This window comes from Wenzhouxiangella indolica (assembly GCF_042310355.1).
Taxonomy (GTDB): Bacteria; Pseudomonadota; Gammaproteobacteria; order Xanthomonadales; family Wenzhouxiangellaceae; genus Wenzhouxiangella.
In genome coordinates this window covers 398,532-412,998 of the sequence record NZ_JBHJMR010000002.1, presented here as the reverse complement: position 1 = coordinate 412,998, position 14,467 = coordinate 398,532, and the positions used below count along the sequence as shown (strand labels likewise).

10 protein-coding genes are annotated in these 14,467 nt (G+C 63.1%); 7 read left to right on the top strand and 3 right to left on the bottom strand.

Features of this window, described 5'->3' with window-relative positions; translation table 11 throughout:
- Positions 1–8 precede the first annotated feature (8 nt).
- Positions 9–656: a thiopurine S-methyltransferase gene (locus ACDC67_RS04915; RefSeq protein ID WP_376691097.1), complete on the top strand. Its 648-nt coding sequence runs from the start codon at positions 9–11 to the stop codon at positions 654–656.
- On the opposite strand, the gene ACDC67_RS04910 is transcribed toward ACDC67_RS04915, so the two are convergent.
- Positions 653–2,695 (bottom strand): alpha/beta fold hydrolase, encoded by a 2,043-nt coding sequence (locus ACDC67_RS04910; RefSeq protein WP_376691185.1) that lies wholly within the window; start codon positions 2,693–2,695, stop codon positions 653–655. The genes ACDC67_RS04915 and ACDC67_RS04910 overlap by 4 nt on opposite strands.
- Before the next feature lie 275 nt (positions 2,696–2,970).
- Here ACDC67_RS04910 and ACDC67_RS04905 point away from each other — a divergent pair, with 275 nt between their 5' ends.
- The 3 genes from ACDC67_RS04905 to ACDC67_RS04895 all read left to right on the top strand — a co-directional run bounded on the left by ACDC67_RS04905 (position 2,971) and on the right by ACDC67_RS04895 (position 6,722).
- Complete coding sequence (locus tag ACDC67_RS04905; RefSeq protein ID WP_376691095.1) at positions 2,971–4,269, top strand: DEAD/DEAH box helicase; 1,299 nt, start codon at positions 2,971–2,973, stop codon at positions 4,267–4,269.
- Positions 4,270–4,393: 124 nt separating this feature from the next.
- A complete protein-coding gene (locus ACDC67_RS04900) occupies positions 4,394–5,167 on the top strand; it encodes a ferredoxin--NADP reductase (protein WP_376691093.1) in 774 nt (257 codons plus the stop codon).
- A gap of 79 nt (positions 5,168–5,246) precedes the next feature.
- The gene (locus ACDC67_RS04895; RefSeq protein WP_376691092.1) at positions 5,247–6,722 is read left to right on the top strand and encodes a M12 family metallo-peptidase; all 1,476 of its coding nucleotides are present in this window, start codon (positions 5,247–5,249) and stop codon (positions 6,720–6,722) included.
- On the opposite strand, the gene ACDC67_RS04890 is transcribed toward ACDC67_RS04895, so the two are convergent.
- Positions 6,707–7,684 (bottom strand): alpha/beta fold hydrolase, encoded by a 978-nt coding sequence (locus ACDC67_RS04890; RefSeq protein ID WP_376691090.1) that lies wholly within the window; start codon positions 7,682–7,684, stop codon positions 6,707–6,709. The two genes, ACDC67_RS04895 and ACDC67_RS04890, sit on opposite strands and share 16 nt — an antisense overlap.
- Before the next feature lie 224 nt (positions 7,685–7,908).
- Here ACDC67_RS04890 and ACDC67_RS04885 point away from each other — a divergent pair, with 224 nt between their 5' ends.
- Genes ACDC67_RS04885 through ACDC67_RS04875 form a run of 3 tightly spaced genes read left to right on the top strand, consistent with a single transcriptional unit; the run spans position 7,909 to position 11,234 of the window.
- A complete protein-coding gene (locus ACDC67_RS04885; protein ID WP_376691088.1) occupies positions 7,909–8,187 on the top strand; it encodes a metal-sensitive transcriptional regulator in 279 nt (92 codons plus the stop codon).
- 51 nt (positions 8,188–8,238) lie between these two features.
- The gene (locus tag ACDC67_RS04880) at positions 8,239–10,560 is read left to right on the top strand and encodes a copper-transporting P-type ATPase (protein ID WP_376691086.1); all 2,322 of its coding nucleotides are present in this window, start codon (positions 8,239–8,241) and stop codon (positions 10,558–10,560) included.
- On the top strand, positions 10,557–11,234 hold the full coding sequence (locus tag ACDC67_RS04875; RefSeq protein ID WP_376691084.1) for a class I SAM-dependent methyltransferase: 678 nt from the start codon (positions 10,557–10,559) through the stop codon (positions 11,232–11,234). The genes ACDC67_RS04880 and ACDC67_RS04875 overlap by 4 nt, the downstream gene beginning before the upstream one ends.
- On the opposite strand, the gene ACDC67_RS04870 is transcribed toward ACDC67_RS04875, so the two are convergent.
- Positions 11,235–14,408 carry a type I restriction endonuclease subunit R gene (locus ACDC67_RS04870; RefSeq protein ID WP_376691083.1) on the bottom strand — a complete coding sequence of 1,058 codons (3,174 nt, stop codon included), beginning with the start codon at positions 14,406–14,408 and terminating at the stop codon, positions 11,235–11,237.
- Positions 14,409–14,467 lie beyond the last annotated feature (59 nt).

Genomic DNA, 14,467 nt, shown 5'->3' with positions numbered 1-14,467 from the left:
AAGAATCGATGGAAAGCGAATTCTGGCACGAGCGCTGGCAGCGCGGAGAGATCGGGTTTCACCGATCCGACGTTCACTGGGCGTTGAGTGACTACTGGAAGGACATAGCCGGAGGCCGCGGCACAGGCGTGTTGGTGCCGCTGTGCGGCAAGAGCCTGGACATGCGCTGGCTGGCCGAGCGGGGCCATGCAGTAACCGGCATCGAACTCAGCAGGCAGGCCGTCGAAGCATTCTTTGACGAATGGGGCCGGCAACCGACGCGGGCGTCCGCCGGTGACCTGGTGTACCGGCGTGCCGGTGGCATTGAGCTGGTGGAGGGTGATTTCTTCGACTACGTTGCCGACCAATCCTTCGAACTCTTTTACGACCGGGCGGCCCTCATCGCGCTGCCCCAAGCAATGCGTCAGAGATATCTTGACCATTTGCGATCACTGCTGAGCAATGATGCCAGCGGCCTGCTGGTGACCTTCGAGTACGATCAGGAGCAAATGAGCGGTCCACCGTTCGCCGTCCCGGAGGAGGAGCTGCATAGCCACGCCGGATTGCGATTCCAGCTGCTGGAACGCCGCGAGGTTCTCGCCGTGCACCCTGGCTTTGCCGAACGCGGGCTGACCGTCCTGCACGAATGTGCGTGGTTGGTCAGCCCGAATCATTAAATCAGACCCAGCGATGCCGTGACGCCCAGGAACACCACGCATGCGCCGACTAAAAGGCTGTAGTGGATTCGATGCCTGCTGTTACACCAATGCTGTCTCCAGGATTGGATTGCGGCGAAGACACTCACCGCGGTCAATGCTGCGATCATCCATGGCAGGTAAAAGATCCACCCGAAGTCGCCCGACACGCCGAAAGCGGGTAGAAACGGGTTGATCGAGGCGGCATCCCGGATTGCGAACAGGAGTCCCGCGGTAAAACCCATCGCCAGGAAAGCGGCCAGAACGGCGGTCGGCCACGCAATCCGCTGCATTCCGGGCTCCTGCACAGTGCTGACACCACGAAATCGGCGGAACGCTGCGCCGATCGGCCAGCCGACAATGCCGGATAAAAGGACAAGTCCGATAAGCCCGGCGCCTGCAAGTGCTGGAATGGCCGGACCCTGCTGAATGCTTCGTGCGACCGGATAGACACCTCGGCTCACATGGACGTTGGTCACGAAGGAAAGCGACGGGAGTTCCGACACGCAACTCGTATCCAGTGCCCGGTCGGGATCTTCCAGGAACGCACTCACCAGATCACGGGTGCAGGCTGTGTGGGGTGTCACACCGTGGCCATGGGCCGGGGCCTCGACGAAAGTGCTGTTGGGGAGTGTTTCGGCGACAAGCCGACCGTACTCGGGGGGCGTGACGGGATCGAACTCGCCGCCGATAATCAGCGTCGGCAGTTCGCTTCGAACCGGCTCAAAATACGAGGAATCCGCCCGCTCGTCATGCCAGGCTGCACATTCGGCGTGACGGCTTCTCCCGTCGACGACCTCACCAATTCGCGGGTGCTCCCGTCGGGCTGCGTCAAGCAACTCCGGGGGATTGAAGGGGGCGACCTCATAACAGTTCACCGACAGGTTCAGACCCCGACTGATCTGTTCAGGGGGCCGGACCAAGCGGTCGGCCAGAACCCGCCATACATGCTCGTTTTCCGGTCCTCCCTCGTGGACCAGAAGTGGCAGAATCGAAGGAAACTGCCGGTTGTACAGTCCCTGGAAAACGCCCGATATGGCCACCGAGTGATCGACCACGAGCCGGCCCTCGGGGAAGCGGTTCGTGTCCTGCATGTTGAGTTCGACTGGATTCTGCTCCAGCCGATCGAGCCAGGCGTAGAACTTTGATTCCAATTCGGGAAAGGCGTCGCGGCAAGCCTCGTCGGACGCACATTGCGCAAACACACGCTCGATCAATTGGAGGAATATACCCGGACTCTCCACCCATATTCGAGCGTTGGGCGGAGACGTGGAGTCCAGTATCACGCTTCTGATACCTGAAGGTGACTCACGCATCGCGGTCAGCGCCAGTCTCGTACCGTAGGAGATTCCGAGCAGGTTCCACTGCTGGTAGCCCAGCGTTCGACGAAGATCATCCAGGTCACGGGCGCTGGTCTGGCTGTTGTAGGCGGAGAAATCGACTCCCTTCGCCAGCATCGCCTCTCGGCAGTCCCGCACGGCCTCAACGCGGCGGGCCTGTTCTTCTTCGGGCGGAAGCCCGAGAAACCTCGTCGTATAGAGAACCTGATCCAGCTCTTCGCAGAAATCAGGCTGGGAGTAACCGGTCCCGCGTTGATCGTAGAAAACGAGATCGCGGTCTTCCCGGTGGCGACTCCAGAAATCACTCTCGAGCCGTCTCGGCGTGTGATGCACGGAACGACCGCCGGGGCCGCCGGAGAGAAAAACCAACGGATCAGGCTCAGGCTCGTCGGCTGTACTTCGTAGAATTGCCACCGCGAGCCTCAGCGTGCCTTCCTCGTGACGCTCCCGGTTCTCCCAAACCACCAGTTCGCCGCAGTCGATGCCTTCCAGCGCCTCCTCGGTTTCGAAATGACAGTCCGCAGACTCGAAGCGCGGGACCTTGTCCTGTGCCACCGCACTGGTCAGCGCTACGAATCCGATCAGTACAAGAATGGTTCGTGCCGTCATATGAACCTCCTCAAGCACCCCGGCTCGAATTTCAGCAGTGTATCCGCAATGGGTGCCCAGCAAGAGCAGCACAATCAAGCCCTGGAGGTTTCCGGGCACAAGGACGCCCCCTAGCCAAGCCGCAGTCCGCGGGGAGCGCCCAACACCGGCCGATTCAAGTTCCGGTCTTTTCCCCCTTTAGCGGAGCAATTGTGCTATTGTTCGCCCCGCATTGGGCTGCTGCGCTTACCTGCAGCGGATGAACCGATGCCCTCTCGCGGATAGCATGTAGACCAAGGCCTCTCCCCGATTTGTAGCTCGCCCGACTGACGGGCCTTTCTTCGCCTTGGTTTACACAAGGAAATACAATGAATTTCGATTCCCTCGGCCTCAAGGCCGAATTGCTGCGTGCTGTCGGCGAACAGGGCTATACCCAGCCCACGCCCGTCCAGGTCAAGGCCATTCCGGTCATTCTCGAAGGCCGCGACATCATGGCCAGCGCCCAGACCGGCACCGGCAAGACCGCCGCGTTTACCCTGCCGCTGTTGCATCGCCTCAGCGAACGGGGTGGCCACCAGCGCCAGCCGCGTGCGCTGATCCTGGCGCCGACGCGCGAACTGGCTGCCCAGGTGAATGAAAACCTGCGCGCCTACGGCCGCCATGTCCAGCTTCGTTCGCTGGAAATCTTCGGCGGCGTGAACATCAATCCCCAGATCACCAAGCTGCAGCGCGGCATCGACGTGCTCGTCGCCACGCCGGGGCGCCTGATCGATCACATGCAGCGCGGCACCGTCGATCTGTCGAAGATCGAGTTCCTGGTGCTCGACGAAGCCGACCGCATGCTCGACATGGGCTTCCGCCCTGCTATCGATCGCATCGTCAAGGCCCTGCCGAAGCAGCGTCAGACCCTGCTATTTTCCGCCACGTTCTCGAAAGAGATCACCCAGATGGCGCACAACTTCCTCAAGAATCCCGAGCGCGTCGAGACCGCCCCACCGAACTCGACCGTCGAAGCGATCGCCCAGCAGGCCTTCCGGGTCGACCAGAAGCAAAAGCGCGAAGTGCTTTCGTTCCTGATCGGTTCCAACAACTGGCAGCAGGTGCTGGTGTTTACCCGCACCAAGCATGGGGCCAACCGCCTGGCCAAGCAGCTCGAAACCGACGGCCTGCCGAGTGCGGCCATCCACGGCAACAAGAGCCAGGGTGCGCGCACCAAGGCGCTGAGCGAGTTCAAGAAGAACAAGATCCGCGTACTGGTGGCCACCGACATCGCCGCCAGAGGCCTGGACATCGACCAGCTGCCGCACGTCGTCAACTACGACATTCCCAACGTGCCGGAAGACTACGTCCATCGTATCGGCCGCACCGGACGCGCCGGGCGCGACGGCCTGGCCGTCTCACTGGTGGCCGGTTCAGAGCATGGCCTGTTCGAAGACATCCGCAAGCTGGTCAAGACCGATATCCCCACCTACGGCGTCGACGGCTTCGAGCCGACCGAGCCCCTGTCCAGGGAAGCCGGCAAGACGCCTGCACGGCGCGGACGCGGTAATGGCGGCGGCGGCCGAGGCAACGGCAATCGCGGCGGCAACGGACCGCGCGGGCAGAAATCCGCACGCGGCAACAGCAGCGGCGGTCGTGGTCGCGGCCGGCAATCCCGCGCCGCTTGACGGAGGTATTTGCATCGACGGCGGCGACTTTTTCCGCCGTCGATGCATTGTTTGACCTGGAACAATAATCCGCCGTATTGCTGCGGTAGGATGCAGCGCTTCGCCCCACCCGAAGCACTGGTCAATGGACAAGTTTCGCCGAGAACGCGTCGTCAGCGTACGCCACTGGAACGAAGGCCTGTTCAGCTTTCGCACCACCCGCGATCCGGGCCTGCGATTCGACAGCGGTCAGTTCATCATGATCGGCCTGCTCGTCGACGGGAAGCCCCTGATGCGCGCCTACTCCTTCGCCAGCGCCTCATGGGAAGAGGAGTTGGAGTTCTTCTCGATCAAGGTGCCCGACGGGCCGCTCACCTCCCGGTTGCAGAACCTGCAGGTCGGCGACGAGATCCTGCTGTCGAAAAAGCCGACCGGAACCCTGCTGATCAGCGACCTGCACCCGGGCAAACGCCTGTACCTGCTCGGAACCGGCACCGGGCTGGCGCCTTTTCTTTCGATCATCAAGGACCCGGAAACGTACGAGCGCTTCGATACCGTGATCGTCGCACACGGGGTTCGACAGGTCGACGACCTCGCCTATCGCGCGACGATCAGCGAGGAACTGCCGCGCCACGAGTTGCTCGGCGACCTGATCAAGGGTCACCTGCTCTACTATCCGGCCGTGACCCGTGAGCCCTTCGTGCACAACGGTCGGCTCACCCATCTGTTCGACTCCGGCCAGCTCGCCCGCGACCTGGACCTGCCGCCCATCGACCCGAAGTACGACCGGGTCATGCTGTGCGGCAGCCCGGCCATGCTGAAGGACTTTCGCGAGTTGCTCGACCGGCGCGGATTCGAGGTCAGTCCATCGATCGGACGAGCGGGAGACTACGTTTTCGAGCGGGCATTCGTGGGTTGAGACGACAGCCCGCATTTCGGTTTGGATGCAATCCGGTTTAAACTCGAGATCCGCAACGCTGCTCCGAGGAACCCGGCCCATGCGCATTCTTCTGGTTCTTATCGCACTGGGTGTATCCGTCTCCTGCCCCGCCGAGGAACGTCGCATCGGTGCCGAAGACGACATCATTTCCGCGCTGCAGGGCTTGACGGCGGATTCGACCCTGACCATCGAGGGACTGCGGCTTGACTCAAGCCCGGACGCACTGTCCCTTGACCTGAAGCCAATGTCAGTTTTCAAGCCCGGCGCCCTTGTGGTCATCCACCAGGCGGACGGGACAACGCGCAGCGAGCCCCCACCGAATAGTCGCTGGTTTCAGGGCAGGATTCTCGAGTGGCCCGGATCCCGGGCGCTTGTTTCCCTGCACGCGGGTTCGGGGCTTCGCGGGCTGGTGTTCTCCCGGGACTCGAAGATCCACTTCCTGACCCGGGAAGCGCCCGATGAAGCGGGGCTGGAACGGGCGCTCACCGGCCACAGTATCGACAAGCAAGCGATCCAGCCCGACCGCCGGTTCGAATGCGGCAATTCCCATGCGCCCATCGATTTCCATTCCGCGGCACCCCAACCCGCCCTGAGGCTCGGAGCGGATGCGCTGCGACGCGCGGCGACGGCTCAGCCGGGACTGGGCGGCGGCGACCCAGGATACTGGGTCAACCTGGCGCTCGAGACCGACGCCGAGTACCTGCAGCTGTTCGGAGGCGATACCGGGGCGGCGGCGGAGTATGCGGGCGATCTGGTCGCCTACACCTCGCTGCGCTACCAGGACGAGACCGATACCGCCGTCGCGATCGGCCACCTGTCGCTCTGGTCCAGCCCGGATCCCTGGACGCAGTCGGGCGCGCTCTGCCAGATGCTCGAGTTCGGGCGCTACTGGAACGACAACAACGAGGCCGTCGAGCGCACCACGGCGCATTTTTTGAGCGGCCGCAGTCTCGAAGGCGGGATCGCCTGGGTCGGTGTATTGTGCAGCGGCTCGTTCAACTACAGCCATGGCGGCTCCTGCTCCAGCCTGTCGCCGCAGTCCGACAACTACGGCGGCGCCTACGGTGTATCGGGCTCGATTTCCGGCAATTTCGATATCGACAACCCGGATATCGTCTTCGACACCTATATCCTCGCGCACGAGCTTGGCCACAACTTCAATTCCCCGCACACACACTGCTACGCCGGTATCGGCGGCAGTTCCGAGCAAGTCGACGAATGCAGCAACGTCGAATGCGGCCAGGATGATTGCTTTTGCGGCACGCCAACCCTGCCGGACGGGCAATCACCGGGAACCGGCGCGGGCACCGTGATGAGTTACTGCCATACGCGCGTCGGTGGGCTAGGCAACATCGCCTGGAGTCTGGGCCAGAATCATCCCTACGGTGAGCAGCCCGAAAGGGTACCGAGCCGGATGATCGACCATGTCGTCAACCGGGCGGCCGCTTTCCCCGGCTGTCTGGACACACCCGTTGGCGAAGGGCTGATCTTCAGCGACCGCTTCGAGGAGCTGTTCCTTCAGGGCGTGCCTTGAGGCATTGATTCCTGGATGACCCCCTCCAGGGCTTCGAGATACCGCGCCGGCGCCTCGATATGGGGCAGGTGCCCGATGCCTTCGAAGCGCAGGACCTCGACCTCGGGAATCATTCCGGCCACCTTGTCGGTCAGGGCCGGATAATCTCCCATCCGTTGGGCGAGCTCGTCGTCGACCAGGCCGCGTCCGATGGCAGTGCGATCGCGCAGGCCGATCATCAGCACGGTGGGAACCGCAAGTCGGTCGAATTCGTAGACCACCGGCTGCGATAGCACCATGTCCGAGGTCAGTGCCATGTTCCACGCGAAGCGCTCGCCGCCCTCACCTTCATAAGCCTCGGCCAGCATGCGCGCCCAGGGCTCGTAGCGCTCTTTCCACTCCCCGTCGTAATAGCTGCTCCGCTGGTATGCCTTGATCGATTCGAAGTCCTTCTGAAGTTCGGCCTGGTAGATGCGCTCGATCGGCACATAGGGCACGCCCATCGCACGCCAGTCCTCCAGGCCGATTGGATTGAGCAACAGGAGTTGATCGACGAATTCGGGATACTGCAGGGCAAATCGCGTGGCCAGCATGCCGCCCATGGAATGGCCGATCACCCGCGCCGAGGCAACGTCCAGATGATCCAGCAGCGCACGGGTGTTGGCGGCGAGCTGGTCGAAGGTGAACTGGTAGTGCGCCGGCATGGACGAGCGACCGAAACCGACCTGGTCCGGAACCACGACGCGAAAGCCGCGCCCGACCAGAAAATCGATGGTCTGATGCCAGTAGGCCCCGTTGAAGTTCTTGCCGTGCAACAGCACGAAGGTGCTGCGCGGTTGTGTCTCGGGCATGACATCCATGTAGGCCATCGACAGCTCCTGACGCTGACTGTCGAAGTCGAAAGACTGCAGCTGGTGCGGGTAATCGCCGGCACGAGACAGGCCGCTGACGAAGAGCAGGACGACGACGGTGGCTATTCGCATGAGGTGCTCCGGGGGAATTCTTGTAGGGAGTCATCCAGTCTACAACCTGAACGGCGGCCTTCGCGTCGTTGTGCCGAAAAGGGCTGGATACCCCGACCCAGGCCGTGAAACGAACAAGAAAAGGAATTAGGTGTATATCATAACTATATGAACATAAAGACATAACTTAAACTTCCAGTAGTTTCGATTTGCGTTATATACCCCCCAGGGGTATGATGGTGTCCATGGCTCGACACCCCTCTCACCACGATCAGCTAAGGCGCCTGAACCGGGCGCGCGGGCAACTTGACGGTGTCGTGAAGATGATCAACGAGGAGCGCTACTGCATCGATATCCTCACCCAGCTTCGGGCGGCCCGGTCGGCCTTGCGTGCTGTGGAGGACGGTGTTTTGCGAACGCATGTCCAGCACTGCATCCAGGACGAGCTGGCGCGCGGTCACACCGACAAGCCCAACGAGCGCATCGACGAGCTGGTCGATGTGCTGACCCGCTACGGGCGCTGAAGCGCTCTCCCCTGTCCCCTTTCAATTTCAATTCACTCCGCGAGATCTGCGATGAGCGAACACGAGCATTCCCACGACAAGTCCGGCGAGCATCACTGCTGCCATTCCGATGACGGGTATCATCATTCCGACGGCAATCAGTCATCGGGCGACAAGGCGTACTACTGCCCGATGTGTCCGGGGGTGGAATCCGACGAGCCCGGCAACTGCCCCAAGTGCGGCATGGCGCTGGAGAAGGCGCAGTCCGGTCCGTCGACGAAGACTGAATACGTCTGCCCCATGCATCCGGAGGTCGTGCGCGACGAGCCGGGTGACTGCCCCATCTGCGGCATGGCGCTGGAACCGCGTACGGTCACGCTGGAAGAAGAAGACAATCCCGAGCTGGTCGACATGAGCCGGCGCTTCTGGGTCAGCGTGCCACTTTCGGCCATCGTGCTGTTCCTGGCCATGGGCAAGATGTTCATCCCCGGCCTGGACGAACTCATTCCACACCAGCTCGGCATCTGGCTGGAGCTGGTCTTCGCCACGCCGGTGGTCCTGTGGGCCGGCTGGCCGTTTTTCGTGCGCGGCTGGCTGTCGGTGCGCACCATGAACCTGAACATGTTCACGCTGATCGCGCTGGGCGTGGGGGTTTCGTATATCTACAGCGTGGTGGCGGCCGCGGCGCCAGGCATCTTTCCTCCGGCCATGGTCGGCGAGCACGGCACCGTGGGCGTGTATTTCGAAGCCGCGGCCGTAATCGTCACCCTGGTGTTGCTCGGCCAGGTGCTGGAACTGAAGGCGCGCTCGAAGACCAGCCAGGCGATCCGCGCCCTGCTCGGCCTGGCGCCGAAGACCGCGCGGCGTATCGACTCCGACGGCAACGAGGAAGACGTGCCGCTCGAGGACGTGCAGATCGGCGACCGACTGCGCGTGCGGCCCGGCGAGAAGATCCCCGTCGACGGCGAGGTAGTCGAAGGTCGCTCCAACGTGGACGAGTCGATGATTACCGGCGAACCGGTCAAGGTCGAGAAGTCATCGGGCGAGAAAGTCATCGGCGCGACGGTCAATGATTCGGGCACGCTGGTGATCGAGGCGAAGCAGGTCGGCAACGACACCGTGCTGTCGCAGATTGTGCAGATGGTGGCCGAGGCGCAGCGCTCGCGCGCGCCGATCCAGAACCTGGCCGATGTGGTGGCGAAGTATTTCGTGCCCGCGGTGGTCGCGGCCGCAGTTCTTGCGTTCTTTGCGTGGCTGAGTTTCGGCCCCGAGCCGAGACTGGCCTATGCCGTCGTCAACGCCGTGGCCGTGCTGATCATCGCCTGCCCCTGCGCGCTGGGCCTGGCCACGCCGATGTCGATCATGGTCGCCACCGGCCGCGGCGCGGGCATGGGCGTGCTGTTTCGCAATGCCGAGGCGATCGAAGTGTTTCGCGAGGTCGACACGCTGATCGTCGACAAGACCGGCACGCTGACCGAAGGCAGCCCGAAGCTTGCGTCCATCGAGGCCGCTGATGGCGTGGACGAGAACGAACTGCTCGGCGCCGTCGCCTCGCTCGAGCGCGCCAGCGAGCATCCGCTGGCCGAGTCGATTGTCGAGGGCGCAAAAGCGCGCGACATCGAGCTGACCGACGTATCGGATTTCGAGTCCGTCACCGGCCAGGGGGTGTACGGCCAGGTCGGCGAGCAGCAGGTCGCCCTGGGCAACCGCAAGCTGATGGAAGCGCTGGATGTCGACGTGGAAGCCTTGATCGACACCGCCGAGAAACTTCGCGCCAAGGGCCAGACCGCCATGTTCGCCGCCATCGACGGCAAGGCCGCCGGTCTGATCGGCGTGGCCGATCCGATCAAGGAGAGCACGCCCGACGCGATCAAGGCGCTGCACGCCGAAGGCCTGGAGATCGTGATGGTCACCGGCGATAGCGAAACCACGGCAAAGGCCGTCGCAAAGGAACTGGGCATCGACCAGGTCTTTGCCGACGTCGCCCCGAAGGACAAGGCCGAGAAGGTCAAGGAACTGCAGGAACAGGGCCGCACCGTGGCCATGGCCGGCGACGGCATCAACGACGCGCCTGCCCTGGCGCAGGCCCAGGTCGGCATCGCCATGGGCACGGGCACCGACGTGGCGATGGAATCGGCCGGCGTCACCCTGGTCAAGGGCAACCTCAACGGCATCGTGCGCGCCCGGCGCCTGTCGCGCGCAACGCTTGCCAACATCAAGCAGAACCTGTTCTTCGCCTTCATCTACAACAGCCTGGGCGTGCCCGTTGCCGCCGGCGTGCTCTACCCGTTCTTCGGCCTGCTGCTCAGCCCGATGATCGCGGCAGCCGCGATGAGCTTCAGCTCGGTGTCGGTGATCGGCAATGCGCTGCGGCTCAACAAGGTATCGATTTGAACGACGAATCCGCGCCATCTCCCCGGGAAGTCGCCGCACTATTGCGGCGGCCCGAGGGCGACCTGGCCGTCGAGGTCGGACTGCAGATGAACCGCGTCAATGCCGGCCTGAACCGGCAATGCATCGCTTGCCTGGATATTGCGCCCGGTCAGGAAGTGCTGGAAATCGGCCCGGGTAACGCAGCATTTGCCAACGAGATCACCGCCGGTGCCGAGGGTGTGCGCTACACCGGCCTGGACTGGTCGGCGGCGATGGTCACACAGGCGCGGATCCACCATCGTCGGGAAGTGGCCGCCGGTCGCATGCGCTTCGAGCAAGGCAGCACCCAGGCCCTGCCCTTCGAGCCGGCGTCTTTCGATCGCATCCTCGGCGTACACGTGTCCTACTTCTGGGAAGAACCGCTCGAGCACCTGCGCGAGATCCGGCGCGTCATGCGACCCGATGCCCGGCTGTGCCTGGCCATCGGTGAACGGTCTTTCATGGAAGAACTCCCGTTCACCAGCCACGGATTTCGTCTCTACAGCGAGCTCGAAGCCCGCGAAGTTCTGGTGGCGGCTGGATTCGACGTGCTCGAAGTCGAACGTTATCGCGAATCAGGCACGAGCAACGCCGGGGACTACGTCGATAAACAGGTCAACATCTACACTTGCTCCCCGGTCAGCAGAAAAGATTGATCAAGAAACCCGGCGTTGGAGATCCCGCTCGGCCATCAACCTCAGCACCGCCCAGGCCAGGCCGCTAAGGTTGTCGTCGGTCTCGAGCGCCTTGGTGGCCAGTTCCTCGTGGTCGGACATTGCGTCGAGCACGATCTGTTCGAGCAGGCGCGGGAATCGGCCGTGCATCACCTGCTCGGGGGTGTGGCTGCGGATCTGGTCGACCACGCCCTCGTCGCGGCTCATGCGGTCGGCCAGGTTGTCGGCGAACTGCAGTTGGTCACGGTCGTCGACCTCGGTTCCGAACAGGTCGTTGAGCCGGTCGATGATCTCGGCCAGGCGCTCCTTCTTCGGATCTTTCGGCTTGCCGGTGCCGACCTCCGAGACCGGGTCGAGACCGTACTCGCCCTGCTCTTCTCCCAACCGGATGCTCTGTTCGTTCTGCTTGTTGAGCCGGTAGTGGGTCAGGTCGAGCTCGGATAGATCGAGTTCCTCGTCGTCGAGCCGTTCGGTGCGAAGCAGCGGGTGCAGATGGCGTGCGAACACGCACAGTTTTTCCAGTTCGTCGTCGTCGTAGTCGACGATCTGGGCGAGAAACTCGTAGGTGCGGTAGAAGCTCTGCAGGTCGCGCCGGAACATATCGAGCGCGTCGCGCCGTTCGCCTGCCTCGGCCAGTTCGTGCTCGGCGCGCTGGCGGCCGTCGCGATCGCCGCTTTGCTCGGCACGCCGCTTTTCGGCCTGCCAGTGGCGCAGATCGGCCAGCACGTCGTTGTAGCGCTTTGTGAAACGCGCCACCGTCGGCGCGGTGTAATACGAAAGCGAAGATGACGCCACCTTCTTGTCGTGAAAGGCAAAAAAGAAGGATTCGACCTGGTGCCACTCGTAGATCCGCGCCTCATCGAGCTTGCGCTGGAGGTCAAAGACGATGTCGGGGTCGGACACGTCGGTCAGTTCGGCGGTGTTGTAGTACGGCTCGAAGGACGCGCGCACGTCCTCTGCGTCGTTGACGAAATCGAGCACGAACGGCGCTTCCTTGCCCGGAAAGCGACGATTGAGCCGCGAGAGCGTCTGCACGCAGTCGACGCCCTGCAGCTTGCGGTCGACGTACATCGCGCACAGCCGCGGCTGGTCGAAGCCGGTCTGGAACTTGTTGGCGACGATCATCACGTTGAAATCGCCGGTATTGAAGGCCTCGCGATGGTCGCGCCCCTTCAGCCCGGGATTCAGTTCGCCACTGGTCTCGGTGACTTCCGCGGGAATGTACTCGTCGGCAGCCACCGAGCCGGAAAACGCCACCAGCGGATGCACTTCTCGATAGCGTTTCTCTTCGATGTAGGCACGCATGGCCAACTGGTAGCGCACCGCTTCCTGACGGCTGCCGGTGACGACCATCGCCTTGGCCTGCTTGTCGAGCAGCGGATAGACCTTTTCGCGAAAGTGTTCGACGATGACCTCGACCTTCTGCTCGATGTTGTAGGGATGCAGCCGCACCCAGCGCGCGATGCGGGTGGAGGCGCGGCGGGCGTCGACCTGCCTCTCGTCGGCGTCGGGATGGGCCAGGCGAAAGGCGGTCTTGTAGGTCACATAGTTGTGCAGCACATCGAGAATGAAACCCTCCTCGATGGCCTGGCGCATGGAATAGACGTGGAACGCCACCGGCTTGTTGTCCTCGGCCGGCGGACGCTCCGGATCCGGACGGGTGCCGAACAGCTCCAGGGTCTTGCCCTTGGGCGTGGCGGTGAAGGCGTAGTAGCTGATCTCCTCTGAGGGCTTGCGCGCGGCGACGGCGGCGTCGAGCAGTTCCTCGGCGCTTAGGTCCTCGCCCTCGGGCCGATCGACGCCCAGCAGCGCCTTGAGTTTGGCCGCCGCCTGCCCGGTCTGGGAAGAATGGGCCTCGTCGGCAATGACGGCATAGGTGCCGGCCTTCAGATCCGGATGCTGGTCCAGCGCCTCGAACAGCGCCGGAAAGGTCTGGATGGTCACCACAATAATCCGCGTGCGCGCCTCGAGCGCTTCGGCCAGTTGATCGCGCTTGCTCTGCCCGCCTGTATCGCGGCTGATCGGACGGACCACGCCGGTAGCGTGCTCGAATTGGTAGATGGTGTCCTGCAACTGATCGTCGAGCACGGTGCGGTCGGTGACCACCACCACCGAGTCGAAGCGCTTGCTGCCGTCGTCGTTATAGAGCGCGGCGAGCTGATGCGCCGCCCAGGCAATCGAATTGGACTTGCCCGAGCCCGCACTGTGCTGCACCAGGTAGCGCTTGCCCGGGCCATCATTGCGGGTGGCATCCAGGAGCTTGTTGACCACGTCCCACTGGTGATAGCGGGGAAAGATCATTGTCTCCTTCTTGTGCCACTTGCCGTGGAAGTCCTGCTCGGACTTGACCTCCAGGTGCAGGAAGCGCGCGAGAATCTTCAGCCAGTTGTCCGGGGCGAAGACCTCGTCCCAGAGATAACCGGTGGCATAGTTGTTTTCGCTCGCCGGCGGCGGATTGCCCGAACCGCCGTCGGGCGTGCCCTGGTCGAAGGGCAGGAACACCGTGTTGTTGCCCGCCAGTTTGGTGGCCATGGCCACCTGCGCCTGGCTGACGGCAAAATGCACGAGCGCGCCGCGCTTGAAGGTCAAAAGCGGCTCGGGCTTGCGGTTGTTCGGGGCGCGCACGGGGCGGTCGCGGCGATACTGACGCTGGGCGCGTTCCAGGGCCTGCTTGAACTCGCTCTTCAATTCCAGCGTGGCGGTGGGAATGCCGTTGACGAACAGCACCATGTCCAGGCGCGGATTGTACTCACCGGCCCGTGCATGCGGTGAATACGACACCTCCGGCACCACGCGCAGGCGATTGGCGCGATAGCGCGCCAGGGTGTCCTCGTTCATCCCGTGGTCGGGCTTGAAGGTGCACAGGCTCACGCGAGCGCCAGGCACTTTGAACCCGTGACGCAGCACATTCAGCGTGCCGGCCTTGTCCAGCTCACGCGCGACCTTGTCGAGCAGCGCCGATTCGGGATCGCGCTCATTGCGCTTGCAGAACCGCTCCCACTGATCCGGATGCGCTTCTCGGTAGTAGCCGACCACGTCCTCGGCATACAAGGCCCGGGCGCGGTCATACCCCTCCGAACGGCCCACCAGCCATCCGCCGGCGGCCATGGCATCGACTATGTCCTGCTGAAATTGCGCTTCGCGCGGATCGGCCAACGTCCCGCCCCTTTCCTCATGTAGGCGAGGCCCATGCTAGCGGGCGAGAACCCGGGGCA